Below are 26081 nucleotides of genomic sequence, written 5' to 3'. Positions count from 1 at the left end.
TCGACACTCTGGCGAACGGCCTGCTCGAGTTCGAGACGCTGACCGGCGAGGAGCTGATCGGCCTGCTGCAGGGCAAGCGCCCGGTGCGCGAGGACGTTCCGCCGACGCCGCCGCCGACGCGCCCCTCGCCGGTGCCGTCCACCGGCCGCACGCGCCCCTCGCCCGAGCCCGACGCGGGCGGCCTCGAGCCGCATCCCGTCTGAGCGACGAGCGACGGACAAACAAAAATAAGCCCGGCGATGAGCCGGGCTTTTTTTCACGAAAGGCGCGCCTTTCTCTTTCGCGCTACTCCCGAACGCCGCAGCAAGGCGTCGCCGCCGGGTCCTTCGCCCGAGCTTCCTGGACGGGCGGGCACGGATGATCGCCATAGGAGCAGAAAACGCAGCAATCGCCAGCTTTTGGCCGCAGCAATACGCCACAGCCCCTGCATTCGTAGAAAAATTGGCAGGCGTCGGCCGGCATGGTCTCCAGAGCCCTATGTCCGCAATGCGGACAGGTGATTGTCGATGTGAGCTTCATTCCATGAATCTCTCAGTTCCTCGGCGTCGCCGGATAGCCGGCGTCGGCCGAAGCGGCCGCCAGAGAGCGTGGATCGGTCTTCGCATCGTCATAGGTCACGACCGCCGCCTTCTGCTCATAGGACACGACGACAGCGACGACGCCGGGCACGCCCTCGAGGCTGCGTTTTACGATGACCGGACACGCCTTGCAGGACATGTTCGCCACGGCGAATGTCACCGTCTTCTCCGCCGCGAAAGCGGCCGGCATTGCGGTGAAAGCGATGGCCGTCACGGCCGCGCGAAAAAGCTTCGGCATTTTCCACCTCGAGACTTCAGCAGCCGCATCCCGCCAACAGGAGGCTGGCGGCGAGAACGACGACGATGAGCGGACGGGTCATGCGAGAACCTCATTCGAAGAGAAGCGGGATGACGAGGTCGGCCGCGAGCGCGACGGCGACGAGCGCGGCGGAGAGGACGAAGCCGATGACGACGAGCCGGTTCGTCGGCACAGTCGCGCAAGCCGCTCCAGTCCCACAGGCGTCCCGACGCGAGCGCCAGGCCGACCACAGCCCTAAGGCGAGACAAGCCGCCGTGAACGCGACGAAATAGGGCTGGTACGGCGCGAGACGCGTCAGCTGGCCGATCCATGCCCCGCCGACGCCGAAGCTGAACAGCGCCAGCGGCAGAACGCAGCATGACGACGCGGCCAGCGCGCCGAGAAGGCCGCCCGCCGCGAGCAGGCGCTGCGCGGAAGAAGACGCCTCGGCCGGCGCGGCCTTCCCGACCGGCTCGGAGCGGCAATAGGCGGAAGGCGAGAGGTTCTCATTGATCGGCATGGGAAGATGTTGCATCCTGTAGCGACTACAGGAGCAAGGACAATTTGCGATGGCCGCCGTCCCGGATGCGCGCAGCGAGGACATATCGATCGGCGAGCTGTCGCGCCTGACCGGCGTGCATGTCGAAACCATTCGCTACTACGAGAAGATCGAGATGCTGCCGGCGCCGCCGCGCTCGCACGGCGGTCGGAGAATTTACGACGCGGGCCACAGGCGGACGCTGGCGTTCATCCGCCACGCCCGGGAGCTGGGCTTCACGCTCGACGAAATCCGGACGCTGCTCGGCCTCGCGCGACCCGGCGGAACGTCCTGCGCGCAAGTTCGCGACATCGCCGCCGCACATCTCGGGAGCGTCCGCGACAAGATCGCCAATCTCATGCGGCTCGAGGCCATTCTCTCGCGGACGATCGCGCAATGCGCAGACGGAGCGCCGACGAGCTGCGCCGTTCTCGATATGCTCGAAACGCCCGACGCAGCCTCCGTCGTGCGCCGCGTCATGTCGAAAAAACCTAGCCGCGCGGACCGAAAAATATGACCGCCGCGCCGGCGAGGCAGACCGCCGCGCCCCCCAGATCCCATCGATCCGGCCGAACGCCTTCGGCCGCCCAGAGCCAGACGAGCGAAGCGGCGATATAGACGCCGCCATAGGCGGCGTAGGCGCGGCCCGCCGCCTCTGTCTCGACGCGCGTCAGAAGATAAGCGAAGAGAAAAAGCGAGGCCGCGCCCGGCGCCAGCCACAGCGGCGACTTGCCGAGCCTCAGCCACGCCCAGAAAGCGAAGCAGCCGCATATCTCGGCGAAAGCCGCGCCGACATAAGCGGGAATCGTCGTCGCGCCGAGGGGAGCGCTCATCCGAGCAGCGCCTCGACGGCCTCCGGCGGGCGGCACAGCGCGGCCTTCTCGCCCACGACGACGATCGGCCGCTCGATCAGGATCGGATGCTTCTCGATCGCGTCGAAGATCGCCTCGTCTTTCACCGAAGGAGCGTCGAGGCCGAGCTCCTCATAGGGCGTCCCACGCTTGCGCAGAATCTCGCGCACGCCCTTGCCCATCTGCTTCAGCAGCGCCTTCAAGGTCTTTCGGTCCGGCGGCGTCTTCAGATATTGCACCACCTCTGGCTCGAGCCCGGCCTCCTTCAGCCGCGCCAGCACCTTGCGAGACGTGCCGCAGGCGGGATTGTGATAAATGACGACCTTCATCGAGCCCCCCGGATCATGTTACCATTGCGCAGGAGCATAGCCTCGTCCGCAGGCGGGGCGAAGCCGCGGAAAGCGGGAGTTTCGGCCACGCTCGGGCATACGCGTTAACCACAAGGCGCGAAATGCGATGGAAGCGGTCAGTATGAACGGCGATATTTGTTCATACGCTTTTCCTATGACGCGGAAAGGGACGGCCCCCCGTCCGAAAACGTCCACAATCTCGAGTTCGACTTAGCGCGGCGGCGGCTTTCGCGCCTTCGAGGCGTCGCCGCCCTCGCCGTTTCTCGGAGAACGACAAGCAATGACGCGCAGCTATTTCGGCACCGACGGCATTCGCGGACGCGCCAATCAGAAGATCACGCCCGAGCTCGCCTTGAAGGTCGGCCAAGCGGCCGGCCTCGTCTTCAACCGCGAGAGCGAGCGGCGCCATCGCGTCGTCATCGGCAAGGACACGCGGCTCTCCGGCTATATGATCGAATATGCGCTCGTCGCCGGATTCACCTCCGTCGGCATGGACGTTCTGCTGCTCGGCCCCATGCCGACGCCGGCCGTCGCGATGCTCACGCGCTCGATGCGCGCCGACCTCGGCGTGATGATCTCCGCCTCGCACAATCTCTACGAGGACAATGGCATCAAGCTGTTCGGCCCCGACGCTTTCAAGCTCTCCGACGAGACCGAGGCGGAAATCGAGAAGCTCATCGACCGCGATCTGACGAGCCGCCTCGCCGGCCCGCACGAGTTCGGCCGCGCCAAGCGCGTCGAGGACGTGCGCGCCCGCTACATCGAATACGCCAAGCGCACATTGCCGCGGAACATGAGCTTCGAAGGCCTGCGCGTCGTGCTCGATTGCGCCAATGGCGCGGCCTATAAGGTCGCGCCGGAGGCGCTGTGGGAGCTCGGCGCCGAGGTCATCACCATCGGCGACCAGCCGGATGGCTTCAACATCAATCGCGATCTCGGCTCCACGGCCCCGCAGGCGCTGCGCGACAAGGTGCGCGAGATGCGCGCCGATGTGGGCGTCGCGCTCGACGGCGACGCCGATCGCGTCATCATGGTCGACGAGCTCGGCCATATCATCGACGGCGATCAGCTGATGGCCGTGGTCGCGCGCAGCTGGCGCGACGAGGGCCTGCTCGCCAAGCCCGGCGTCGTCGCGACCATCATGTCCAATCTCGGCTTCGAGCGCCATCTGCAGCGGCTCGGATTGAGTCTCGAGCGCACCGCCGTCGGCGACCGCTATGTCATCGAGCGCATGCGCGAGCTCGGCTACAATCTCGGCGGCGAGCAATCGGGACATGTGATCCTCTCCGATTACGGCACGACCGGCGACGGGCTCGTCACCGCCATGCAGGTGCTGGCGGCGGTGAAGAAGCTCGACCGCCGCGTCAGCGAAGTGTGCCGCTGCTTCGAGCCGCTGCCGCAGGTGCTGAAGAATGTGCGCGCCCGCGGAGCCGCCCGCGCGCTCAAGCAGGAGCCGGTCGTCGCGGCGATAGAGGCGGGACGGCGCCGGCTCGAGGGCTCGGGCCGGCTGGTGATCCGCCCCTCGGGCACGGAGCCGGTCATTCGCGTGATGGGCGAAGGCGACGATCCGGAAATCGTCGCCAGCGTCGTCGACGACATTTGCAACGCTCTTTCCCGCTTCGCCGAAGCCGCGTGAGCGCCGAGAGTGAGTGGTGAGCGGCGCATGGTGAGCAGGGCGTGGCGTGCGGTGAGCGGCGAGTCGTGAGTGGCGAGTAGCCGCCACCCACCACTCACGACTCGCCGCTCACCGATATACGCCTAGAGAGGATAGCCCATGCTTAATAAATTGAAACGTGCTCTTGAAAATATGCAGTATCTGTGTTTTCGTCCAGTTATAAATGAACTAACTAAACAATTCGGCGCACTGCAATCTCAGCATGACATAATTCTGCGCGCGGATATGGAACGATTGAACTTTACAAGCAAAAACCCACTTAACAAATACGGTTCTAAATACTTCTCGCAATCCGATGAGGATGGAATAACTCTTGAAATTTTACGACGGATTGGTTTAGATTGTGGGACATTTGTCGAATTAGGCGTTGGAAATGGACTGGAAAATAATACATTGATTCTTCTTGCCTCTGGCTGGAAGGGGTTTTGGATAGGAGGAGAGGATTTGGCTTTCAACGACAAGGCCAATCCTGAAGTATTTTTATTTTTCAAGGAGTTTGTCACAAGAGAAAACGTAGCACAACTTATAAAGTCCGGACTGGATAAGGCAGATATTTCATCTATTGATGTTTTATCCATCGACCTGGACGGGAACGATTTATATTTCATGCAGGAGATTTTAAGGTCTGGAATCAATCCGTGTGTCATAATTGCAGAATACAACGCCAAATTTCCACCGCCAATCAGGTGGAGCATAGAATATAATGAGAATCATGTTTGGGACAATAACGATTACTTTGGAGTATCACTACAGCTTTTGAGCGATCTTTTGTTAAAGCACTCTTATATGCTCGTCTGTTGTAACGCAGGCGCCGGCACGAACGCGTTTTTTGTAGCAGGTCGCTTTCGTAATATGTTCGAAGATGTTCCCTCTGATATCTCGGAAATCTATATACCGTGTCGCTACAATTTATATAAACGTTGGGGGCACCCTCCGTCTCCTAGAACGATCGAGCAAATGCTGGCCTCGCGTATGACCGAGTTGGAGCCGCTTCGATGTGAACCGCCCCCCGGGATGACTGCGGGTCGCGTAATAGTCGAGGATGGCGCGGATGACCTTTGCTCGCCGGCGCGGCGCGCTTAGGTACATCGCCGGTAAGGTTAACTCTGCTTTAAGCGTTCTCGCTCAATCTTCCTTCACATCGGCGCCAGCCAAGGGTCCGCGCCGCGGTTCTCTATCGTGAAGGGAAGATTTAATGGGCATGACCAGAGCCCTCATCATAGCGGCCGCGCTCGCTTCCGGCGTGAGCACGGGCGTTTTCGCCGCCGATCTCCTGCCTCCTCCTCCTTTGGTCGAGCCGCCCCCGCCCGAGTTCGGCGGCTGGTATCTGCGCGGCGACGTGGGCGTCGGCGTCAATCAGATTTCCGAGCTTCGCTCGACCTTCAGCCCGACCGTCCTCGTCCCGGCTCCGCAATTCGATCAATATTCGATCGGTGACAGCGCTTTCGCGGGCGCCGGCGTCGGCTATCAGTTCAACAATTGGTTCCGCGTCGACGTGACCGGCGAGTATCGCACCGCCGCGAACTATCGCGCGACGCAGAGCTACGCCAATATCTTCGGCCTCCCCTGCGGCCTGCGCTGCTACGACATCTACAGCGCGCAGCACAGCGCGGCGGTGTTCCTCGCGAACGGCTATGTCGATCTCGGCGCCTGGTACGGGATCACGCCCTTCGTCGGCGGCGGCGTCGGCGTCGCGGTCAATAGGCTGAACGATCTCTACGACCTCTCGGCCCAGCCGGCCGGCGGCTTCGGCATCGCCCAGGACGCGACCAAGACCAATTTCGCTTGGGCCGTCATGGCGGGCCTCGCCTATGACATCACGCCCAATTTCAAGGTCGAGCTCGGCTACCGCTATCTCGACATGGGCAAGTTCGAGACCAATGTGATCGGCTGCATCGCCGCCGGCTGCGCGGGCGAGCGCCAGTCCTTCCGGCTCGCCTCGCACGATATTCGCCTCGGCTTCCGCTACGCGCTGATGGCGCCGCCGCCCATGCTGATGGCGCCTCCCGGCCCGCTGATCCGCAAATACTGATCGGGGCTTCCTCTCCGAGATTGGGCGCGCGGCTCGAAGGAGCCTCGCGCCTTTTTTCTTTTGCAAGCGCATTTATGTGCCCAACGTACGCGCTCATTTTGAGACATCAGCTCTTTGCACTCATCGGACGAGCTTGATTTTTCAATAGCCGGCCGTATAACTCCTCGCCACCTATGGTCGGAGGTGATTTATGTATATTTTGAGCGTGCATAGAACATTTTTGGCTTCTGATGGAGCATCAGCGATAAAACAACTGCCGATTGGCGACAACAGCGACCAAAAATCATTCTTATCGCTGGACATATCTGACGTAGCCGCCGGGCGCATCAAGACCGGTCCATTGTCTGGCTATGATGTGATCGAGGATAACGGAACATTTTATTTTCGATGTGGCGAGCATTATTTGTGCGCCGACAGAGAGAGTCCCGCTGTCACAACCGATAGATTGACTCCGCACGCGTGGGAATCGTTCACGCTCGTGCATCCGGATCGCGTTGACAGCGTCAAGATTCATGGCTCCGCCGCCGAGGAGATGATGCGCTTCAGACAGCGTGTCGAGCAGCTCAGAGCGGAAGGTAAACCGATCAAACTCTACGTCGGAGCCGGCGAGGTTCCGCGACTCGGCTTTTTGAATATCGATCTCGTCCCCGCCAACGCTACATTCTCATTCAACCATTTCGAAGATTACTTTATATTTCCTTGCGTGGACATGCGATGGGATATCCCCGATAATTCTGTAGATTACATCTTTAACGAGGACTTCATCGAGCATATAGACCAGACTAACCAATTCCGATTTCTGGCAGAATCTCTGCGTGTGCTGAAACCTGGCTGTTGGCACCGCGTAAATACGCCTGACATCATTTGGTCGATGAAAACAAGGTCCGATTTTTCCCGCGGGATGGACGGAATCTATACTGGCGAACGGCAATGGGACCACATTGCCATTTTCTCGCACGCCTCACTCGCCGAGGTCGCGAGAACGGTCGGGTATAAAGATGTCGTGTTTACGAAGAAAAACGAAGGCGTCTCCCCTTACGCCGAGGCGGACCATCGGCCGCTCGACGATCGCGATCCCGTGCTCGGAAACATCTATGCCGATCTATTGAAGGAGTGAGCGTAGCGATCAATGAGAGATCCAGGCGCGCCGAGACACTGATATCGAGTCGTCGGCGATCCTGAAGAATTCCTGTGCCGGTCGCGGCGCCGCCGCAATCCACTGGACGACCGCCCCGCCCCCCCTCGCGGGGAGCCACAAAATCGGCCATATCTCGCCCATGGCCAAGCGCCCCGCCAAATCCCCCGCCCCCGAGGCCGACGATCCGCCCGCGCCGATCGCCGCCGGGCCCAATGTGCCGGAGCTCTCCGTCTCCGAGCTCGCCAATGCGCTCAAGCGCACGGTGGAGGATCGCTTCGGCCATGTGCGCGTGCGCGGCGAGATCACCAATTATCGGGGGCCGCATTCCTCCGGCCATGTCTATTTCAGCCTCAAGGACCAGAACGCCCGTCTCGACGCGGTGATCTGGAAAATGACCTTCCTGCGCCTGCGCGTGAAGCCGCAGGAGGGGCTCGAGGTCGTCGCCACCGGCAAGATCAGCACGTTTCCAGGCAAATCCTCCTATCAGATCGTCATCGAGACGCTGGAGCCGGCCGGCGCCGGCGCGCTGATGGCGCTGCTCGACGAGCGCCGCAAGCGCCTCGCCGCCGAGGGCCTCTTCGACGCCGAGCGCAAGAAACCTCTGCCCTTTCTGCCGGCGGTCGTCGGCGTCGTCACCTCGCCGACCGGCGCGGTGATTCGCGATATTCTGCATCGGCTGCTGGATCGTTTTCCACGCCGCGTGCTGGTCTGGCCCGTTCGCGTGCAAGGGGAGACCTGCGCAGCCGAAGTGGCGGCGGCGATCGAGGGTTTCAACGCCCTGCCCCCCGGCGGCCCCATTCCGCGGCCGGATGTGCTCATCGTCGCGCGCGGCGGAGGCTCGCTCGAGGATCTGTTCGGCTTCAATGAGGAGATCGTCGTGCGCGCGGCGGCGGCGAGCGCCATTCCGCTGGTCTCGGCCATCGGCCATGAGACCGACACGACGCTCATCGATTTCGCCGCCGATCTGCGCGCCCCGACGCCGACCGGCGCGGCGGAAAAATGCGTGCCGGTGCGCGCCGAGCTCGTCGAGCAGACGGCGACTCTCGCCCGCCGGCTCGCCAGCGCGGAGCGGCGCCTTCTCGACGCCAATCGGCGGCATCTCCTCTCGCTGCAGCGCGTGCTGCCGGCGGGGACGCAATTGCTGCTCGCTCCCGCCCAGCGCGCCGATCGCGCGGGCGAGCGGCTGCGCAGCGCGCTTCATCGCGCGATCGACGGCAAGCGCCTTGCGCTCTCGCGCGTCTCCCATGTCCTCGCCCGCCATTCGCCGCAGGCGGAGCTGGCGCGCGCCTCCGAGCGGCTGAAGGGCCTGCACGCCCGCCTGCGCCAGGGCCTCGCGGCGCGGCGCTCTCTGGCCATCCGCGAGGCCGAGAGCGCGCACAGGCGGCTCGACCACGCCGAGCAGCGGCTACGCTCGGCCTTTCAGCGCATCATCGACGAAAAGCGCGCGCGGGCCGAGCGGCTCGACCAGCTGCGCAAGACGCTCGGCTATGAGCAGGTGCTGGCGCGCGGCTTCGCCCTGGTGCGCGACGAGGGGGATGCGCTGCTGCGCCGTTCCGCGGACGTCGCTCCCGGCGCGCGGCTGACGATTCAATTCGCCGACGGAAAAATCGGCGCGCGGGCGGAGACCGGGGACGCGCCGCCCCCTCCGGCCCCAGCGTCCAAGGGGAGGCGCCCCAAGGGCGGGAGCGACGGCGGCCAGGGGTCACTGTTTTGAAACGACAAGGCAAAATTCCTCTCGGCGTGCGTCGCCGGCTCGGCTGCGCGGTTGCAGGCAGGGCGGCGGCTCGCCATATGCTCGAACAGGAGGCTCGCGCCATGTTCAAGCGCTCGTCGTCGCCGCAGCCCGAAGGTCTGAGGCTCCAAGCCATGGACGCCGAGGATCTCTCCTGCCTCTCGGCCCTGCTCCAGGACGCCTTGGTCAGGGTCGGAGACATCGCCTTTCTACCGGAAAAGCGCCGTTTCGCCTTCGTCGGCTGCCGCTATGACTGGGCCGCCGCCGAGCAGGGCCGGCGCGAGCGCTGCCACTCTGGCGTGCATTTCGACGGGGTGCGGCGCGTCCGGCGGCTGAAGATCGCCCTCGACCGGCCGGAGGCGATCTTGGAGCTGCTGGCCGTCACTTTCGAGCCCGCCGCCGAGCCGCCGGGCGGCGTGGTGACGCTGATTTTCGCGGGAGGCGCGGCGATTTCGCTCGATGTGGAATGCGTCGAGGCCCGTCTCCAGGACCTCGGCTCCCGCTGGGGCGTGAGAGCCTGTCCGTCACATGAGCTTGACGAAGACGGCGAGGGAAGGTCATGACAACCGGAAATTCCGGTTGGAGAAGAACATGACTTGGCGATTGGATGCGTCGGCGGCGGATTTCGAGGAGCGCTTCTCGGCGCTGCTGGCGACGAAGCGCGAGGCCGCGCAGGACGTCGACGACACCGTCCGCGGCATTATCGAGGAAGTGGCCGCCCGCGGCGACGCGGCGTTGATCGATTATTCCAAGCGCTTCGACCATATCGACCTCGCGCAGACCGGCATCGCGCTGACAAAAGAAGAGATCGACGTTGCCGAGGCCAAAGTGCCGAAGGAGACGCTCGCCGCCCTCGATCTCGCCCACGCCCGCATCAAAGCCTTCCACGAGCGCCAGCGGCCGCAGGATCTGCGCTACAAGGACGAGGCCGGCGTCGAGCTCGGCTGGCGCTGGACGGCGCTCGAATCGGTCGGCCTCTACGTGCCGGGCGGCACCGCCTCCTACCCCTCCTCCGTGCTGATGAACGCCGTGCCCGCCAAGGTGGCCGGCGTCGACCGGCTGGTGATGGTGGTTCCCGCCCCGCATGGGGTGATCGACCCGCTGGTCCTGGCCGCCGCCAAGCGCGCCGGCGTCGACGAGGTCTATCGCGTCGGCGGCGCGCAGGCCGTCGCGGCGCTCGCCTATGGCACCAAGACCATTCGCCCCGTGGCCAAGATCGTCGGGCCGGGCAACGCCTGGGTGGCGGCAGCCAAGCGCCGCGTCTTCGGCCTCGTCGGCATCGACATGATCGCCGGCCCCTCGGAAATTCTCGTGCTCGCCGACAGAAGCGCCAATCCCGATTGGGTGGCGATCGATCTGCTCGCCCAGGCCGAGCATGACGAATCGGCGCAGTCGATCCTCATCACCGACGATCCCGCCTTCGCCGACGCCGCGGCCGCCGCCGTCGAGCGCCAGCTGGCGACGCTGTCGAGGCTCGAGATCGCCACCAAGAGCTGGCGCGACTATGGCGCGATCATCGTGACCAAGAGCCTCGAGGACTCCATTCCGCTCGCCGACCGCATCGCGGCCGAGCATTTGGAGATCGTCGCGGAGAACGCCGAGGAATTGGCGGCGAAGGTGCGCAACGCCGGCGCGATCTTCATCGGCGCCTATACGCCCGAGGCGATCGGCGATTATGTCGGCGGCTCCAATCACGTGCTGCCGACGGCGCGCTCGGCGCGCTTCTCTTCGGGTCTCAGCGTGCTCGATTTCGTCAAGCGCACCTCGATTTTGAAATGCGACTCCGCCTCGCTGAAGGAGATCGGCCCCGCCGCCGTGGCGCTCGGCGACGCCGAGCGGTTGCAGGCCCATGCGCGCTCCGTCGCGCTGCGTCTCGACCAGCGCGGGGCGTGAGGTGGCGGAAAGCGCGACCAAGCGGCTGATCTCGGTCACGCTCGATGAAGCATCCATCGGGCGCGGCACGGCGGATCAGGAGCATGAGCGCGCCATCGCCATCTATGATCTCATCGAGGACAATAGTTTCGCGCTCGAAGGCCATGACGGCGGCCCCTACGCCCTCGTCATCGCCCTGCACGACGCCAAGCTCGTCTTCGACGTGCGCGACGCAACGGGCGCCACCGTCGTCACGCATATTCTGTCGCTGACGCCCTTCAAGCGGCTGCTGAAGGATTATTTCCTCGTCTGCGAGACCTATTACGCCGCGATCCGCACCGCGACGCCGAGCCGGATCGAGGCGATCGACATGGGCCGGCGCGGGCTGCACAATGAAGGCGCCGCCCTGCTCGCCGAACGGCTGAAGGGCAAGATCGACTGCGACACGGACACCGCGCGCCGCCTCTTCACGCTGGTCACGGCCCTGCATTGGAAGGGCTGAGCCCATGCGGGACGAAGGCGGACCCGCACGACGGCCGCATGCCGTGCTGTTCGCCTGCACGCAGAACGCGGTGCGCTCGCCCATGGCGGAGGCGCTGGGGCGTCATTATTTCGGCCGCGAGATCTATTTCGCCTCGGCGGGGCTGAAGCGCGGAGAAGCCGATCCTTTCGCCGTCGCGGCGATGGAGGAGGTCGGCGTCGACATCTCGCGCCACAAGCCGCACACTTTCGAGGATTTGGAGGATTCCAACTTCGATCTCATCGTGACTTTGTCGCCGGAATCGCATCACAAGGCGCTGGAGCTCACCCGCACCATGGCGGTGGACGTCGTCTATTGGCCGACGCTCGACGCCACCGCGACGAGCGGCTCACGCGAGACGATCATGGAGTCCTATCGCGCCGTGCGGGACTCGCTTTCACAACGAATATTGAAGCTGCTGTCGGTCGAGCATGGCTCCGACTGACGCAACCGAAAAAACAACCGTCATCGCGAGCGCAGCGAATGGATCCAGGGGCCGCCCCTCGGCTCTGGATTGCTTCGCTGCGCTCGCAATGACGGGAAACGTCACACGCGCGCGAGAATGGCGAAGAGCAGCGTGAGCTGACAGCCCAAGCCGATGAGGAACATGGGCGTGCGCGCCCACGGCAGGCCGAGCGTATAGACGACATAATGCGCCGCGCGCGTCGCGAAGAAGAGCGGCGCCGCGATCGCCGTCGCCGCCGTGCCGCCGCCGATGATCTGGATCGTCAGCGCGAGCACAGCGAAGACGAGGAGATTTTCGATCATATTCGTATGCGCGTTCTTGGCGCGCTGCGCCCAGGGCGCCTTCGTCGAAACGTCATGCAGCGGATCGCGAAAGGTCTCGATCGGGCCGAGCTCGACGATACGCTGCAGAATATAGGGAATCCAGAGAATGGAGGCGAGACCGGCGGTCAGCACGGTCCAATAGAGCTCGGGGGAAATCGCATTGGTCATCGCTTGGCGCGCTCCTCTTTCGTCGAAGACGGCGCGAAACTAGCGAAACGCTTTTCATTGGTGAATTACGCAGAAATATCGCATATACTGCTGCGTAATGCCGATACGGCAACATTGGATACTTACAGCGCGATTGGGCGACGAAGGGCGCATCCACCCTCCCCTTCAGGGAAAGGGTCGGCCTGCGAAGCAGGCCGGGGTGGGGTGAAGCCCGTGACTCGGCGCGTCACCCCCTCCCGATCGCCTTCCTTCATGCGTTTCCGGATTCACCCGACTGCCGTGAATGGATACAATCTCATGCGCAAGCAGCGACACGAGCAATATGACGAATGCCCGATCGAAGGCGCGATGGACATTATCGGCGGCAAATGGAAGCCGTCGATTCTCTTTCGTCTCGCCGACGGAACCAAGCGCTTCAGCGAATTGCAGCGCCTCTTGAAGACGATCACGCAGCGCACGCTGACGCAGCAATTGCGCGATCTCGAGCGCGATCGCATGATCTCGCGCCGCGTCTATCCCGAGGTGCCGCCGCGCGTCGAATATAGCCTCACCGAGCGCGGCCGCTCGCTGGAGCCGGTTCTGGCGCTGCTGTTCCGCTGGGGCGTCGACAATGTGCTGGCGGAGAAGGCTACAGCCGCTCGACAAGCCCCCGCGCCGCGGCGATCAGCCGCCGATCCGACCAGCGCGGGCCGATCAACGAAATCCCGAGCGGCGGCGCGCCCGCGGGTTGCGAAAGAGGGAGGCTGATCTGAGGCAGGCCGAAGAAGCTCGCGAAGAGGAAGGTGCGGAACATCGAATAGCGTTTGCGGTCGAGCTCCTCCTCGCCCTCGTCGAGCCGCGGCGCGGCGAAAGGCGTCGTCGGAACCACGAGCAGAGTTTTCGGACCAAACATCGCGTCGACGCGCGCGCGCGCCGCGCTGCGGAAAGCGTCGGCCTCGGCCTTGGCCGCTTTTGTCACCGTCGCCGCATAATCGAAACGTCCGGCGACGCCGGGCCCGAATTTCGGCTCGGCCGCCGCGATCCATGCGCCATGCGCGCGCCAGGCCTCATAGGCCTGGAGATTGCGGAAATGGCGCAGCGCATCTGTCCAGAACGCCTCGCCGAGCGAGACCTCGCGGCAGGAGAAATTCTGCGCGACGACGGCGAGCGCCGGCTCCATCGCCGCGCGCGTCTCCTCGTCGCATTGCGCGAAACTCTCCTCGAGGATCGCGGCCTCCTCCAGCGCGTCGCCGCAGAGATCGCGCGGCAGCAGCGCGTCCCCGACGCGCGCGAAAAGATCGAGATCGCGCGCGAACCAGCCGACGACATCGAGCGACTCCGCGAGCGGAACGACGCCATTCGCCGAGATCGCGCCATGCGAGGAGCGAAAGCCGAAAATTCCGCAAAAGGCGGCCGGCGCCCGGCAGGAGCCCGCCGTATCCGTGCCCAGCGCGAAATCGGCGAGGCCGGCGGCCACAGCGACGGCCGAGCCCGAGGAGGAGCCGCCGGGATGGCGGTCCGGCGCCGCCGGATTGATCGGCGTCCCGTAATGGGCGTTGGCGCCGAGCAGGCTGTAGGCCATCTCGTCCATATGCGCCTTGCCGACCAGCCGCGCGCCGGCGGCGAGCAGGCGGTCGACGACGGGCGCGTGCATCGCCGCAGGCGCGTGACTCGCCGCCCATGTCGGCTGGCCATTGGTCGAAACGCAACCCTCGACGTCTATATTCTCCTTGACGACGAAGCTCGCGCCGGCGAGCGGCGCATCCGCGCCCGCCTCATGCGCGATGTCGAGCGAAACAGTCGTCGCGGCGAAGGAATCCGTCATCTCTCGAGCCCCCCTCTCGAGACGATGATAGGGAGACTTTCGCTCCCGTCAAAACGCCCTTTCGGCGCGAGCCCCGCGCCCAAAGCTCGAGCGCGCGAGGAGAATTGCTCATGACCAATCGATGCGGCGAGAGCGCCGTCCTGCTCTTTCTCTTGTCTCTCGCGGCTCCGGCTTTCGGCCAGAGCCTCGATCTTTCCAAATCGACGATCGTCGATCTCACCCATCCCTTCGACGCCAAAACGATCTATTGGCCGACCTCGCCCTCCGGCTTCGAGCTCAAATCGCTGCACAATGGGCTGACCGAGCGCGGCTATTTCTACGCCGCCAACAGCTTCTGCTCGCCCGAGCATGGCGGCACCCATCTCGACGCGCCGCTGCATTTCGCGCAAGGCCATTGGACGAGCGCGGAAATTCCCGTCGACCGCTTCGTCGGGCCGGCCTTCGTCATCGATGTGAGCGCCAAGGCCGCCGCCGATCCGGACTATACGCTGAAGCCCGAAGACGTCGCCGAATGGGAGGCCGCGCATGGGCGCATTCCGGAGGGCGCGATCGTGCTGCTGCGCACGGGCTGGAGCGCGCGCTGGAGCGACCGCAAGGCCTATCTCGGCGACGATACGCCCGGCGACGCCTCGCATCTGCATTTCCCCGCCTATGGCCCGCAGGCGGCGGCGCTGCTCGTCGTCGATCGCCGGGCGAAATTGCTCGGCGTCGACACGGCGAGCGTCGACAACGGCCCCTCGCAGGATTTCCTCGTGCATCGCATCGTCGCCAGCGCCGACGCCGCGGGTCTCGAAAATCTCGACAATCTGGACAAATTGCCGGCGACGGGAGCGATCGTCTTCGCGCTGCCGATGAAGATTTCCGGCGGCACCGGCGGTCCGGCGCGCATCGTCGCCGTCATCGCCAGACGAGCCGACGGAAGGTGATTTGGCGGAAGGCCGCCGGCGAGCCCGCCGTCACGCCTCGTGTTCGAGCAGGTCGGGAATGCGCTTGGCGAGGCTTCTCAACACGCTATCCGCGCCTTTGAGCATGATGTCGTAGAGCGCGTCGGCCGCCGGATCGGCGTCTATCCCTTCCTGCACGAAGAGGAGATGCGTGCCGCCGTTCGGCAGCGGGGAAATGGTCCAGGTGACGGTCACGTCCATAAAGTGGCCGAAGCCCTTGAGCTCCTCATGGCCGCCCTTCCATCGGAAGCTGAGCTTCTCATTGGGGACGACCTCGAGCACTTTGCATTGGAACTCGCCGTCCCAACGCTCGATCGGGCGGCTCCAAATGGTGAAGGAATGCCCTTCGACGGGCCGAATGTCATTGGGAAAGAACCAGACGGCGAGCCATTCCGAATCCGTCATGGCGCGCCAGACGGCGTCGATCGGATGCTCGAAATCCTTCTCGGTCGTGATGCTTCTCGTCTCGGACACGGCTGTCGCTCCTGTTTCACGATTAATTGCAAGCAACAAGCAAGCCAAAGGCCGATCCGGAGCCGACCGCCCCGCCGTGGCGAAAGCGGCGGTCACGCCGTGGCGCGCGGCGCCCTGGCGGGGCCGAGGTCGACCTGAATCTCGTCGCCCTCGACCCTCAGCTCGTAAGGATGCAGAGCGTTGCGGACGAGATGCGTCACGCATTTGCCATTGGCGCCGTCGAAGCCCCATTGATGATAGTTGCAGAGCACCGTCTTCCCGTCGAAAGCGGCCTCGTTCAGCGGCATGTCGGCGTGCGGACAGCGGCCGCGAAACGCCTTGAGCTCGCCGCCCGCCGGCCAGACCAAAAGCACGCTCTTGCGGCCGGCCTGAAACAGGCCCATGGCCCCTTCGCTCACGGCGCTGGTGTGACAGATAAAGGTGAACGCCATCGGGATCGCCCTCGTTTCAAGAAGCTTCCCGCGGCGAGACGCAAGTTGCGGACCACGGCGCGCATTGCGACGGATCGAACGCGCAATCCAGATCGAGCCGATCGCCATGAGCGGCGCAATCGAGTCGAGGCCGTCCTTTCTTAAAAAAACATGGTCGAATCGAGAAAAAATCTGCGGCGCCGCAACGTCGGAATCGGTTTCTGATTACAACCTTCAATATGTGTCCGAGGTCGCTGCAATCGTCGCTGCGCGGCCGATAAATCTCGCATCTTCCGCACCTCATCCGTTCGAGGGATTTTGAGGCGCCGCGTTTGCCCTAGGATGCACAGGACCGAGCCTATGTTCCATTTTGGACAGGGCCCGGGCCGCGAAGGCCTGTCGAATATTGCGTAAATACAAAGTCTCTAGTTCCGCGTTGCCAAGTTCTCGATCGCTGCGCCAAAACGCTACAGACGACATATGCGATGAAAAAGAAAAGCAACCCACCGATCAATCACGAGCCGTCGCCGTCTCGGCGGCGCGCGCTCCCTCATGCGCCTTTGGACAATGAGAGAAAACCGCCGCCTGTCGAGCCGCTGGCGGACAAGCTGCGGCATGTCCGGGCGATCCTTCGCGCCGTCGAAGAGTCGCGGGAGCGGAATCTGATGACGAAGCGCCTTTTCGAGCCGACAGCGCTCGACTGTCTCAAACAGCTGGTCGCAGCGCTCGACAAGGACGAAGGCGTCGAAGACGCCCTCGCCGAGGCGCGCACCATATTGAAGACGGCGGGAATCGGCTGAACGTCACGCGGCCCGTCGGCTCGGCGACGGCGGGCGCGGCGATTGCGGTCCTACCGCGCGACGAGCTGCGAATTGAACAGCGTATAGGCCGCGACGGCGAAGACGACGATCGCGAAGGCGATGGTGAGCCGGCCCGTCTTCCTCGAGAGACGCCGCGCAACAGCCGCGCCCATCAGCGTGCCCGCGGCGCCGCTGCCGATGATGACGATGGCGAGCAGCCAGTCGACGAGGCCGGAGAGCGCATAGGTGATCGCCGTCGTCAGGCCGAAGACGGTGACGGCGACGAGCGATGTGCCGACGGCGTTGATCATCGGCATTCCGGTGGAGCCGACGAGGCCCGGCACGACGAGAACGCCGCCGCCTATGCCGAAAAAGCCCGAGAACAGGCCAGTGACGAGGCCGAAGGAGGCGACGCGCGGCGCCCGCTCCAGCGTGCATTCGACAGCGGCGTCGCCGGCGGCGCCGCGGCCGCGCAGCATCATCACGCCGGTCACGATCATCGCCAGCGCGAAGAGAAACAGCAGACGTTGCCCGTCGAAACTCTTGCCGATCGTCGAGCCGACCACGGCGCCGAGCATTCCGGCCGCGGCGTAAATGCCGCCGCAGCGCCATTTCACCGAGCCGGAGCGCGCATGGCGCCACAGGCTGAAGGCCGCATTGACGGCGACGGCGAATGCGCTGGTGCCGATCGCGACATGCGGGTCCTTCACGCCGACGACATAGATCAGCAGCGGCACGGCGAGCACCGAGCCGCCGCCGCCGATGAGGCCGAGCGTGAAGCCGATGGCGCCGCCGCAGACGCCGCCGATCAGATATTGAACGAGCTCGAGATGCACATGCGCCTCTTCATTCTGCAGGCTGCTCGCCTTTTTCGATCATATGCGGCTTGCACAGCCATTCCTGGCCCTCGAGCATGACGCGCCAATAGATCGGCGGCAGCAGCCGCTCCTTCAGGAACCAGGCGGCGCGAGAGGGCCGCGTTCCATCGATGAGCCATTTGGGGAAGCTCGGCAGCAGCTTGCCGCCATAGCCGAATTCGGCGAGCACGATCTTGCCGCGCTCGACGGTCAGCGGACAGGAGCCATAGCCGTCGTAACCGACATGCGGCGCCTTGCCGTCGAGAACCGAGAGCACATTGATGGCGACGACGGGCGCCTGCTTGCGCGCGGCGGCGGCCGTCTTGGCGTTGGTCGTCGCGATCGCGTCGCCGAGCGCGAACACATTCGGATAGCCCGTATGGCGCAGCGTTTCCGGATCGACGGCGATGAAGCCGGTCTCGCCCGCGAGCTCGCTCTTGGCGACGAAATCCGGCGCGCGCTGCGGCGGCACGGCGTGCAGCATGGCGAATTCGCGCTCGACGCGCACAGCGGCGCCGTCCGGCCCCTTCTGCTCGAAGGTCGCGACCTTCGCGCGTCCGTCGACGGCGACGAGCTTCGACTCGAGCCGCAGATCGACGCCGTAGCGCTTCACATATTCCATCAGCGCCGGCACATAGGCCGGCACGCCGAAGAGCGCGGCGCCGGCGTTGTGGAACTCGACCTCCATGTTCGAGAGCGCGCCGGCGCGGCGCCAAGCGTCGCAGGAGAGATACATGGCCTTTTGCGGCGCGCCGGCGCATTTGATCGGCATGGGCGGCTGCGTGAACAGCGCGCGGCCGCCGCGCAGCGTCTGCGCGAGAAAATGCGTATAGGGCGCGAGATCGGCGCGATAGTTGGAAGTGACGCCATTCTTGCCCAGCGTCTCGACGAGGCCGGGGATGGCGTCCCAATCGAGCTTCACGCCCGGCGAGGCGACGAGCGCGCGATAGCGCAGCCGCGAGCCGTCGTCGAGGACGACCTCATCGGACTCGGGCGCGAATTCGGCGACCGCTTTTTTGATCCAGACCGCCTTGTCCGGAATGACCGCGGCCATGGGACGCCTCGTCACCTCGGGCTCGAACACGCCGGCGCCGACGAGGGTGAAGCCCGGCTGGTAGTAGTGAATTTCCGCCGGCTCGATGATGGCGACGGAGAGCGAGGAACGGCGCTTCAACAGGCTCGCCGCCGCCGCGACGCCGCCGCTGCCGCCGCCGACGATGACGACATCATAGGAGGCCGCGCCGCGGTCGCCGGAAGGCGCGGCTCCGCGCGCCATGATGCGCGCTTTCCACGGCTCGAGATCGACTCCGGCCGCTGTCGCCCCGGCGAGAATCGTCTCGGCGCCGAGCGCCTTCGCCTGAGAGAGCGCCCAGAGCGCGCTCGCGCGCCGACCGGTCTTGCAATAGCCGATCGCGGGGCCGCCGGCGGTCGCGAGAGCGGCGGCGAATTCGGCGACGTCGGCGTCGTCTATATTCGCCGGCGTCACCGGAACATGTTTCGCGGCAAGACCGCGCTTCGTCGCCCATTCGGCGACGTTGCGAAAATTCGGCTGGCCCTGCTCTTCATCGTCGGGACGACAGTCGATGACGAGGCGAAAGCCCTCGCGCGCGGCGCGCTCGACATCGGCCTCGGAAATCTGCGGCGAAACGGAGAAAGCGGACGACATTTTCGTGAAGGCCATGATGTCTCGTTCCTCTTTTTTTGTTCGCTTTTTTGGTGTGCTGGAGAAGGCGGAGGCCGGCGCGGCCATGCGCCATTGAGGAGAGGAGCGCCGTCAAAAGACGTCCAGGGGCAGCTTCAGATAGCGCGCGCCATTGTCCTCCGGCGGCGGCAAGCGTCCGCCGCGCACATTCACCTGCACGGACGGCAGGATCAGATGCGGCAGATCGAGCGTCGCGTCGCGACGCGTTCGCATCTCGACGAAGGCGTCCTCGCCGATCCCGTCATGGACATGGATATTGCTCGCGCGCTCCGCGCCGACCGTCGTCTCCCAGACGTAATGATCGCGGCCCGGGGCCTTGTAGTCATGGCAGAGAAACAGCCGCGTCGCGCCGGGCAGCGCCATCAGCCGGCGGATGGAGCGATAGAGAGCGCGCGCGTCCCCGCCGGGGAAATCGGCGCGCGCCGTGCCATAATCGGGCATGAACAGCGTGTCGCCGACGAAGGCGGCGTCGCCGATCACATAGGCGACATCGGCCGGCGTATGGCCGGGCACATGCAGCGCGATCGCCGGAACGTCGCCGAGGGCGAATGTCTCGCCATCGTCGAACAAATGATCGAACTGCGATCCGTCGCGGGCGAATTCCGTTCCGAAGTTGAAGACTTTGCCGAAGACGTTCTGAACCGTCGTGATCTCGCGGCCGATGGCGAGCTTGCCGCCGAGCTCGGCCTGGAGATAGGGCGCGGCGGAGAGATGATCGGCATGGGCGTGCGTCTCCAGCAGCCAATCGATCGTCAGACTTTCACGTTTCACGTAATCGATGATCGCATCCGCGCCTCTGGTCGAGGTGCGACCGGAAGCCGCGTCGAAATTCAGCACGCTGTCGACGATCGCCCCATGGCGGGTCGCCGGGTCATAGACGACATGAGTCGCCGTGAAGGTGGGCTCGTCGAAAAGGCTCTCGACCCGGATCGGCGGGCGCTTCGCGGCGGCGAGGATCAGATCGCTGGCCCGCCCGAGTGCTGCATCGGTCATAGCGACCTCCCCTTCAATTTCATTATTACATTGTTTATGTAATCGTATAAATCGCTTGTGTCAAGCGAGCAATGGGAGAAGATGGAAGCCATGGAAAAAGAACCGATTCCCGTTGCGGCGGCGGGCGCGCGGGCGCTGCGCGTCGGCGATGTCGCGCCGGTCTTTCAGGCGCGCTCCACAATGGGGGATGTGCGGCTCGATCAGTTCCGCGGGCGCTGGCTGATCTTCTTCTCGCATCCGGCGGATTTCACGCCGGTCTGCACCAGCGAATTCGTCGCCCTCGCCCATGCCGCGCCGGGTTTCGAGGCGATCGGCTGCTCGCTGCTCGGGCTCTCGGTCGACAGCCTCTATTCCCATCTGGCCTGGGTGCGCGCGATCCGCGACATTTTCGGCGTCACCGTTCCCTTTCCGATCGTCGAGGATCCGACGATGACGATCGGCCGGGCCTATGGAATGTTGGACGAGACCGCCCGAGATTCCTCGGCGATGCGCGCCACCTATTACATCGATCCGCAGGGCGTGGTGCGCGCCCTCACCTGGTATCCGCTGACGGTCGGGCGTTCGGTGGAGGAGATGCTGCGCCTCGCCGCCGCATTGCAGAGATCGGCTTCCGGCGAGGTGATGACGCCGGAGGGCTGGCGGCCCGGCGCCGATCTTCTGCTGCCGCCGACCAGCGCCGCGGCCGAGGCGCTCGCGCCCGGCGCGACCGAGAGCTGGTTCTATCGGATTTGCAAGGACAGATGACCGCAATCTACGAATCGCGCGAGCGCGCCAATGAGGCCGCTGAAAGGCTGAAGATCTTCGCGCAGCCGCAGCGGCTGATGATCCTCTCTTATCTCCTCGCCGGCGAGCACACCGTCGGCGAGATCGAGGCGGCGACCTCTATCGGCCAGCCGGCGCTGAGCCAGCAGCTCGCGGAGCTGCGCCGCGCCGAGCTCGTCGAGACGCGCCGCGCCGCCAAGCAGGTCTATTACCGTCTCGCCGACGGTCGCGTCGCGCTCTGCGTCAAATGCGTCGAAGCCATTTTCGAAGGCGCCGCCGATCCACAAGGCGCGCTCACCGAAGCCTTGCGCGCGCCGCAGACCGAGCGCGAGGCGCCGGGCCAGGCGGGCGCCGCCGCTTTCGCCAAGATGGTCTGACGGACAGCGCGCGCCCACCTCCCCCTCGAGGGGGAGGTCGATCGCCGAAGGCGAGCGGGAGGGGGTGCTCCCCGAGTCTCGGGAAGCTCACCCCACCCCGTCCGGCTTCGCCGGCCGACCCTCCCCCTGAAGGGGAGGGTGAAGCTCGCGCCGGTCTCGCCTGCTCTCAGCGCATCCTCGCGTCGCGCCCGCCTTCCATGATATTCGTGAGACCATGACGAAAGCCGCCGAACCTCGAGGCGCGGCCAAGCCGCTGTTCTCCTATCGCAAGCATTGGGCGCATCGCTTCGGCGTCGCGCCTTTTCTGCCCATGTCGCGCGCCGAAATGGAGGCGCTCGGCTGGGACGGCTGCGACATCATTCTCGTCACTGGCGACGCCTATATCGATCATCCGAGCTTCGGCATGGCCATCATCGGCCGCCTTTTGGAGGCGCAGGGCTTTCGCGTCGGCATTATCGCGCAGCCGGACTGGCGCGACGCTTCCGCCTTTCGCGCGCTCGGCAAGCCCAACCTCTTCTTCGGCGTCACCAGCGGCAATATGGATTCGATGGTGAACCGCTACACCTCCGACCGGCGGCTGCGGCACAATGATTCCTACACGCCGGGCGGCGAGGGCGGCAAAAGGCCCGATCGCGCCGTCATCGTCTACGCCCAGCGCTGCCGCGAAGCTTTTCCCGAGGCGCCGATCCTGCTCGGCGGCATAGAGGCGTCGCTGCGGCGCATCGCCCATTACGACTATTGGTCCGACAAGGTCCGCCGCTCGATCCTCTTCGACGCCAAGGCCGATCTGCTGCTCTACGGCAACGCCGAGCGCGCTTTGGTCGAAGTGGCGCATCGCATAGCGAAGCGCGGCATGGCGCAGGATTTTTCCGATGTGCGCGGCCTCGCTTTGGCGCGCGAGGCGACGCCGGAAGGCTGGTCGGAAGCCTCGGCCGAAGACATCGACGGGGCCGACGAAGGCCGCATCCGCAAGGATGAGCAAGGCGAGAACATCGTCATTCGCCTGCCCTCTTTCGAGCAGGTCGCGAGCGATGCGGAATCCTATGCGCGCGCCTCGCGCGTTCTGCATAGGGAGAGCAATCCCGGCAACGCAAGGGCGCTGACGCAGCGGCATGGAACGCGCGACATTTGGCTCACCGCGCCGCCCATTCCGCTGACGATGGCGGAGATGGACGGCGTCTATGATCTGCCCTTCGCGCGCGCGCCGCATCCCGCCTACGCGCAAGCGAAAATCCCCGCCTGGGAGATGATCCGCCATTCGGTGACGATCATGCGCGGCTGTTTCGGCGGCTGCTCCTTCTGCTCCATCACCGAGCATGAGGGCCGCATCATCCAGTCGCGCTCGGAAGGCTCGATTCTGAAAGAGATCGAGACGATCCGCGACAAGACCGAGGGCTTTACCGGAATCATCTCCGACATCGGCGGGCCGACCGCCAATATGTATCGCTTAGGCTGCAAGGATCGCGAGACCGAGGCTCTGTGCCGGCGACCCTCCTGCGTCTTTCCGGACATCTGCAAAAATCTCGATACCAACCACGAGTCGTTGATCCAGCTCTATCGCAAGGCGCGCGCGCTTCCCGGCGTGAAGAAAGTGATGGTGGCCTCGGGCGTGCGCTATGATCTCGCGGTGAAGAGCCCCGCCTATGTGCGCGAGCTCGTCGAGCATCATGTCGGCGGCTATCTGAAAATCGCGCCGGAACATACCGAGAGCGGCCCGCTCTCCAAGATGATGAAGCCCGGCATCGGCTCCTACGACCGCTTCAAGCGTCTGTTCGACGCCGCGGCGCAGGCGGCCAAGAAGCAATATTTCCTCATTCCCTATTTCATCGCCGCCCATCCGGGCACGAGCGACGAGGACATGATGAATCTGGCGCTATGGCTGAAGAAGAACGGCTATCGCGCCGATCAGGTGCAGACCTATCTGCCTTCGCCCATGGCGCTGTCGACCGCCATGTATCATTCGGGCTTCAACCCGCTGAAGCCGGTGCGCCGCGGCGCCTCGGAGAAGGTCGACGCGGTGAAGGGGCTGCGCCAGCGCCGCCTGCACAAGGCTTTTCTGCGCTATCACGATCCCGAGAACTGGCCCGTGCTGCGCGAGGCGCTGAAGGCGATGGGTCGCGCCGATCTCATCGGCCCCGGCAAGCATCATCTGGTGCCGGGATGGCAGCCGGCCGGAACCGGCAAAGCCGGCGAAGGCCGCCGCATCGGCCAGACGGGCGCGCGGCCGCAGGCGCGGGAATTCCGGACGAATGGACTGCGCTCGCGGGGGTCTTGAAAGCTTCGAACGATGGGAGAGCGCCCCCTCCCTCACCCTCCCCCGCTGCGCGGGAGAGGGGGCGGCAAACGCTGCGCGAACTCTCGATGAAGCGCCGACTCTGCTCCCTCTCCCGCGTAGCGGGAGAGGGCTGGGGAGGGGGAGCTCGCCGAGCCCGTCGCGACGACTCAGAACGGAATATCGTCGTCGAGCTGATCCGACAGGCGTCCGCCGCCGGCCGGCGCGGGAGAGCGCTCGGCGGGCGTGCGCTCCATCGGCGAGGAGCGGCCGAAGCTGGAGCCGCCGCCGCCGCTCGATTGATAGGAGCCGCCGCCCTCGTAATCACCCTCGCCGCGGCCGCCGCCCTTGCTGTCGAGCAGCTGAAGCTCGCCGCGGAAGCGCTGCAGCACGACATCGGTCACTTTGCGCTGCACGCCGTCCTTGTCCTGATATTCGCGCGTCTGAAGCTGGCCCTCGAGATAGACCTTGGAGCCCTTGCGGCAATATTGCTCGGCGACCTTCCCCAAATTCTCGTTGAAGATCGACACATTGTGCCATTCGGTGCGGTCCTTGCGCTCGCCCGTGTTGCGGTCGCGCCAGGATTCCGTCGTCGCCACGGAAAAGGAGACGACGCGGTCCCCCGAAGGCAGCGTGCGCACTTCTGGATCGCGGCCGAGATTGCCGACCAGAATGACCTTGTTGACCGCCATGATCCTCTCCGCCTCGATGATGCTCGCCGCACCTTAGTCCGAAACGCGCAGGCGCGGAGACGTTCCGCCGCCTTGTCCACAATTCGCGCGTGTTCTTTTTTTGTTCTAGCATCCCGCGTCTTCGCGCGCAACGGCCTCACTCCGTCGAGACGGCGGTCTCCACATCGCTCGGGTCGATGCGCTGCGCGAGGCCGGCGGCGAGCTTGTCATGGTCGAGCTCGCCCTCCCACCAGGCGACGACGATGGCGGCGACGCCATTGCCGCAAATATTGGTCAGCGCGCGGCACTCGCTCATGAATTTGTCGACGCCGATGACGATGGCCATGCCCGGCGCGAGACGCGGGTCGATCGAGGCGAGCGTCGCCCCCAGCGTGACGAAGCCCGCGCCGGTGACGCCCGAGGCGCCTTTCGACGTCAGCATGGCGACGGTGAGAATGACGAATTGCTGGCTCGCCGAGAGCTCGACTCCGAGCGCCTGGGCGATGAACAGGCTCGTCAGCGTCATATAGATATTGGTGCCGTCGAGATTGAAGGAATAGCCGGTCGGCACGACGAGGCCGACGACGGATTTCGAGCAGCCCAATCGCTCGAGCTTCTCCATCAGCTGCGGCAGCGCGCTCTCCGAAGAGGAGGTGCCGAGGACGATCAGCAGCTCGTCGCGAATATAGGCGACGAAGCGCAAAATATCGAAGCCGACGACGCGCGCGACGAGGCCGAGCGCGATGACGACGAATAACAAAGACGTGACATAGAAGGAGCCGACGAGCCAGGCGAGGCTCAGCAGCGATTGCGAGCCATATTTGCCGACGGTGAAGCCCATGGCGCCGAAGGCGCCGATCGGCGCGGCCTTCATCACTATGGCGATGACGCCGAACATCGCATGGCCGGCCTCGTCGATGACGCCGCGCAGCGCCCTGCCCCGCTCGCCCAGCGCCATCAGCGCGAAGCCGAAGAGAATCGAGAACAGCAACACCTGCAGAATATCGCCCTTGGCGAAGGCGCCGACGACGCTGTCGGGAATGACGCCGAGCACGAACTCGACCGGCGTGCGCTGCGCGCCCGCGTCGAGAAATTTGGCGACGGCGGCGGCGTCCGCCTTGCCGGAAAAACCCTCGCCCGGCCGCAGCAGATTGCCGACGAGCAGCCCCAGCGCCAGCGCGATCGTCGAGACCGCCTCGAAATAGACGAGCGCCTTGACGCCGACGCGGCCGACCTTGGCGGCGCTCTCGAGATGGGCGATGCCGGAGACGATGGTGCAGAAGATGATCGGCGCGATCACCATTTTGATGAGATTGACGAAGCCCTTGCCCATCGCCTCCATCCAGGGGCTCTTGGCGATGTCGGGGAAATAGACGCCGAGCAGCGCGCCGAGAATGATGGCGGCCAGCACCTGCAGATAGAGGCTATGCGCGCCCTTGCGCGGCGGCGCGGCGGTCTCGACGACGGCGGCGGTCAAATTTTCCATCCTTTTTCCGGGCTTCTCGCCTCGCCTTTTCTAGGGCGAGAGCCGAGC

31 protein-coding genes and 1 pseudogene are annotated in these 26081 nt (G+C 64.8%); 18 read left to right on the top strand and 14 right to left on the bottom strand.

Features of this window, described 5'->3' with window-relative positions:
• Positions 1-203 (top strand): annotated as a pseudogene (locus Mspo_RS07155) (cell division protein FtsH); the annotation flags it as partial.
• An 82-nt stretch (positions 204-285) separates the two neighbouring features.
• Here Mspo_RS07155 and Mspo_RS19865 read toward each other — a convergent pair.
• The 3 genes from Mspo_RS19865 to Mspo_RS07140 form a co-directional block, all read right to left on the bottom strand.
• Positions 286-519 (bottom strand): GDCCVxC domain-containing (seleno)protein, encoded by a 234-nt coding sequence (locus tag Mspo_RS19865; RefSeq protein WP_159728264.1) that lies wholly within the window; start codon positions 517-519, stop codon positions 286-288.
• A 12-nt stretch (positions 520-531) separates the two neighbouring features.
• Positions 532-816, bottom strand: coding sequence for a cation transporter (locus Mspo_RS07145; RefSeq protein ID WP_159728262.1), 285 nt, complete (start codon positions 814-816; stop codon positions 532-534).
• Positions 817-907: 91 nt separating this feature from the next.
• Positions 908-1336, bottom strand: coding sequence for a mercuric transporter MerT family protein (locus tag Mspo_RS07140; protein ID WP_159728260.1), 429 nt, complete (start codon positions 1334-1336; stop codon positions 908-910).
• A gap of 49 nt (positions 1337-1385) precedes the next feature.
• On the opposite strand from Mspo_RS07140, the gene Mspo_RS07135 reads away from it, so the two are divergent.
• Positions 1386-1871, top strand: coding sequence for a helix-turn-helix domain-containing protein (locus tag Mspo_RS07135; protein WP_159728258.1), 486 nt, complete (start codon positions 1386-1388; stop codon positions 1869-1871).
• On the opposite strand, the gene Mspo_RS07130 is transcribed toward Mspo_RS07135, so the two are convergent.
• Positions 1846-2187, bottom strand: coding sequence for a YnfA family protein (locus tag Mspo_RS07130; protein ID WP_159728256.1), 342 nt, complete (start codon positions 2185-2187; stop codon positions 1846-1848). The two genes, Mspo_RS07135 and Mspo_RS07130, sit on opposite strands and share 26 nt — an antisense overlap.
• Complete coding sequence (arsC, locus tag Mspo_RS07125; protein WP_159728254.1) at positions 2184-2534, bottom strand: arsenate reductase (glutaredoxin); 351 nt, start codon at positions 2532-2534, stop codon at positions 2184-2186. The genes Mspo_RS07130 and arsC overlap by 4 nt, the downstream gene beginning before the upstream one ends.
• A gap of 301 nt (positions 2535-2835) precedes the next feature.
• On the opposite strand from arsC, the gene glmM reads away from it, so the two are divergent.
• From glmM to Mspo_RS07080, 9 genes are all read left to right on the top strand, one after another.
• A complete protein-coding gene (gene glmM, locus Mspo_RS07120) occupies positions 2836-4191 on the top strand; it encodes a phosphoglucosamine mutase (RefSeq protein WP_159728253.1) in 1356 nt (451 codons plus the stop codon).
• A gap of 138 nt (positions 4192-4329) precedes the next feature.
• The gene (locus Mspo_RS07115) at positions 4330-5313 is read left to right on the top strand and encodes a hypothetical protein (protein WP_201281647.1); all 984 of its coding nucleotides are present in this window, start codon (positions 4330-4332) and stop codon (positions 5311-5313) included.
• A gap of 118 nt (positions 5314-5431) precedes the next feature.
• Positions 5432-6262 carry an outer membrane protein gene (locus Mspo_RS07110; protein ID WP_244613216.1) on the top strand — a complete coding sequence of 277 codons (831 nt, stop codon included), beginning with the start codon at positions 5432-5434 and terminating at the stop codon, positions 6260-6262.
• Positions 6263-6452: 190 nt separating this feature from the next.
• On the top strand, positions 6453-7379 hold the full coding sequence (locus tag Mspo_RS07105; RefSeq protein WP_159728249.1) for a methyltransferase domain-containing protein: 927 nt from the start codon (positions 6453-6455) through the stop codon (positions 7377-7379).
• A 160-nt stretch (positions 7380-7539) separates the two neighbouring features.
• Positions 7540-9114, top strand: coding sequence for an exodeoxyribonuclease VII large subunit (gene xseA / locus Mspo_RS07100; RefSeq protein WP_159728247.1), 1575 nt, complete (start codon positions 7540-7542; stop codon positions 9112-9114).
• Between the two features lie 101 nt (positions 9115-9215).
• The gene (locus tag Mspo_RS07095; protein ID WP_159728245.1) at positions 9216-9695 is read left to right on the top strand and encodes a DUF2948 family protein; all 480 of its coding nucleotides are present in this window, start codon (positions 9216-9218) and stop codon (positions 9693-9695) included.
• A 28-nt stretch (positions 9696-9723) separates the two neighbouring features.
• Complete coding sequence (gene hisD, locus Mspo_RS07090) at positions 9724-11025, top strand: histidinol dehydrogenase (RefSeq protein WP_159728243.1); 1302 nt, start codon at positions 9724-9726, stop codon at positions 11023-11025.
• Positions 10982-11506 (top strand): UPF0262 family protein, encoded by a 525-nt coding sequence (locus Mspo_RS07085; protein ID WP_244613214.1) that lies wholly within the window; start codon positions 10982-10984, stop codon positions 11504-11506. Before hisD ends, Mspo_RS07085 begins: the two co-directional genes overlap by 44 nt.
• Positions 11507-11510: 4 nt before the next feature.
• The gene (locus Mspo_RS07080) at positions 11511-11969 is read left to right on the top strand and encodes a low molecular weight phosphatase family protein (RefSeq protein WP_159728241.1); all 459 of its coding nucleotides are present in this window, start codon (positions 11511-11513) and stop codon (positions 11967-11969) included.
• A 101-nt stretch (positions 11970-12070) separates the two neighbouring features.
• Here Mspo_RS07080 and Mspo_RS07075 read toward each other — a convergent pair whose 3' ends face one another.
• Positions 12071-12481: an MAPEG family protein gene (locus tag Mspo_RS07075; protein WP_159728239.1), complete on the bottom strand. Its 411-nt coding sequence runs from the start codon at positions 12479-12481 to the stop codon at positions 12071-12073.
• A 297-nt stretch (positions 12482-12778) separates the two neighbouring features.
• Here Mspo_RS07075 and Mspo_RS07070 point away from each other — a divergent pair, with 297 nt between their 5' ends.
• Positions 12779-13228 (top strand): helix-turn-helix domain-containing protein, encoded by a 450-nt coding sequence (locus Mspo_RS07070; RefSeq protein ID WP_159728237.1) that lies wholly within the window; start codon positions 12779-12781, stop codon positions 13226-13228.
• Here Mspo_RS07070 and Mspo_RS07065 read toward each other — a convergent pair.
• Positions 13110-14285: an amidase gene (locus tag Mspo_RS07065; protein ID WP_159728235.1), complete on the bottom strand. Its 1176-nt coding sequence runs from the start codon at positions 14283-14285 to the stop codon at positions 13110-13112. The genes Mspo_RS07070 and Mspo_RS07065 overlap by 119 nt on opposite strands.
• Before the next feature lie 110 nt (positions 14286-14395).
• Between Mspo_RS07065 and Mspo_RS07060 the strand changes: the two genes are divergently transcribed.
• Positions 14396-15211, top strand: coding sequence for a cyclase family protein (locus tag Mspo_RS07060; protein WP_159728233.1), 816 nt, complete (start codon positions 14396-14398; stop codon positions 15209-15211).
• A 30-nt stretch (positions 15212-15241) separates the two neighbouring features.
• Here Mspo_RS07060 and Mspo_RS07055 read toward each other — a convergent pair whose 3' ends face one another.
• Both Mspo_RS07055 and Mspo_RS07050 read right to left on the bottom strand, forming a co-directional pair.
• Positions 15242-15703 carry an SRPBCC domain-containing protein gene (locus tag Mspo_RS07055; RefSeq protein ID WP_159728231.1) on the bottom strand — a complete coding sequence of 154 codons (462 nt, stop codon included), beginning with the start codon at positions 15701-15703 and terminating at the stop codon, positions 15242-15244.
• Positions 15704-15795: 92 nt separating this feature from the next.
• Positions 15796-16134 (bottom strand): Rieske 2Fe-2S domain-containing protein, encoded by a 339-nt coding sequence (locus Mspo_RS07050; protein ID WP_159728229.1) that lies wholly within the window; start codon positions 16132-16134, stop codon positions 15796-15798.
• Between the two features lie 106 nt (positions 16135-16240).
• Between Mspo_RS07050 and Mspo_RS07045 the strand changes: the two genes are divergently transcribed.
• Both Mspo_RS07045 and Mspo_RS20080 read left to right on the top strand, forming a co-directional pair.
• The gene (locus tag Mspo_RS07045; protein ID WP_159728228.1) at positions 16241-16435 is read left to right on the top strand and encodes a hypothetical protein; all 195 of its coding nucleotides are present in this window, start codon (positions 16241-16243) and stop codon (positions 16433-16435) included.
• Between the two features lie 343 nt (positions 16436-16778).
• Positions 16779-16913: a hypothetical protein gene (locus Mspo_RS20080; RefSeq protein WP_256366350.1), complete on the top strand. Its 135-nt coding sequence runs from the start codon at positions 16779-16781 to the stop codon at positions 16911-16913.
• Positions 16914-16963: 50 nt separating this feature from the next.
• Here Mspo_RS20080 and Mspo_RS07040 read toward each other — a convergent pair whose 3' ends face one another.
• From Mspo_RS07040 to Mspo_RS07030, 3 genes are all read right to left on the bottom strand, one after another.
• Positions 16964-17749 (bottom strand): sulfite exporter TauE/SafE family protein, encoded by a 786-nt coding sequence (locus Mspo_RS07040; protein WP_159728226.1) that lies wholly within the window; start codon positions 17747-17749, stop codon positions 16964-16966.
• 10 nt (positions 17750-17759) lie between these two features.
• Positions 17760-19451 carry a bifunctional protein tyrosine phosphatase family protein/NAD(P)/FAD-dependent oxidoreductase gene (locus tag Mspo_RS07035; protein WP_159728224.1) on the bottom strand — a complete coding sequence of 564 codons (1692 nt, stop codon included), beginning with the start codon at positions 19449-19451 and terminating at the stop codon, positions 17760-17762.
• A 93-nt stretch (positions 19452-19544) separates the two neighbouring features.
• Complete coding sequence (locus tag Mspo_RS07030) at positions 19545-20465, bottom strand: MBL fold metallo-hydrolase (protein ID WP_159728222.1); 921 nt, start codon at positions 20463-20465, stop codon at positions 19545-19547.
• Between the two features lie 90 nt (positions 20466-20555).
• Here Mspo_RS07030 and Mspo_RS07025 point away from each other — a divergent pair, with 90 nt between their 5' ends.
• From Mspo_RS07025 to Mspo_RS07015, 3 genes are all read left to right on the top strand, one after another.
• The gene (locus tag Mspo_RS07025; RefSeq protein ID WP_159728220.1) at positions 20556-21209 is read left to right on the top strand and encodes a peroxiredoxin; all 654 of its coding nucleotides are present in this window, start codon (positions 20556-20558) and stop codon (positions 21207-21209) included.
• On the top strand, positions 21206-21604 hold the full coding sequence (locus Mspo_RS07020) for a metalloregulator ArsR/SmtB family transcription factor (RefSeq protein ID WP_159728218.1): 399 nt from the start codon (positions 21206-21208) through the stop codon (positions 21602-21604). Before Mspo_RS07025 ends, Mspo_RS07020 begins: the two co-directional genes overlap by 4 nt.
• A 214-nt stretch (positions 21605-21818) precedes the next feature.
• Positions 21819-23879 carry a YgiQ family radical SAM protein gene (locus tag Mspo_RS07015; protein WP_159728216.1) on the top strand — a complete coding sequence of 687 codons (2061 nt, stop codon included), beginning with the start codon at positions 21819-21821 and terminating at the stop codon, positions 23877-23879.
• 167 nt (positions 23880-24046) lie between these two features.
• Here Mspo_RS07015 and ssb read toward each other — a convergent pair whose 3' ends face one another.
• Complete coding sequence (ssb, locus tag Mspo_RS07010; RefSeq protein WP_159728214.1) at positions 24047-24568, bottom strand: single-stranded DNA-binding protein; 522 nt, start codon at positions 24566-24568, stop codon at positions 24047-24049.
• A 136-nt stretch (positions 24569-24704) separates the two neighbouring features.
• Positions 24705-26024 carry a C4-dicarboxylate transporter DctA gene (dctA, locus tag Mspo_RS07005; protein ID WP_159728279.1) on the bottom strand — a complete coding sequence of 440 codons (1320 nt, stop codon included), beginning with the start codon at positions 26022-26024 and terminating at the stop codon, positions 24705-24707.
• Positions 26025-26081 lie beyond the last annotated feature (57 nt).

The sequence above is a fragment of the Methylosinus sp. Ce-a6 genome, assembly GCF_009811655.1.
GTDB lineage: Bacteria > Pseudomonadota > Alphaproteobacteria > Rhizobiales > Beijerinckiaceae > Methylosinus.
The sequence above is the reverse complement of the archived record's forward strand: the minus strand, read 5'-3'. Positions and strand labels throughout refer to the sequence as shown.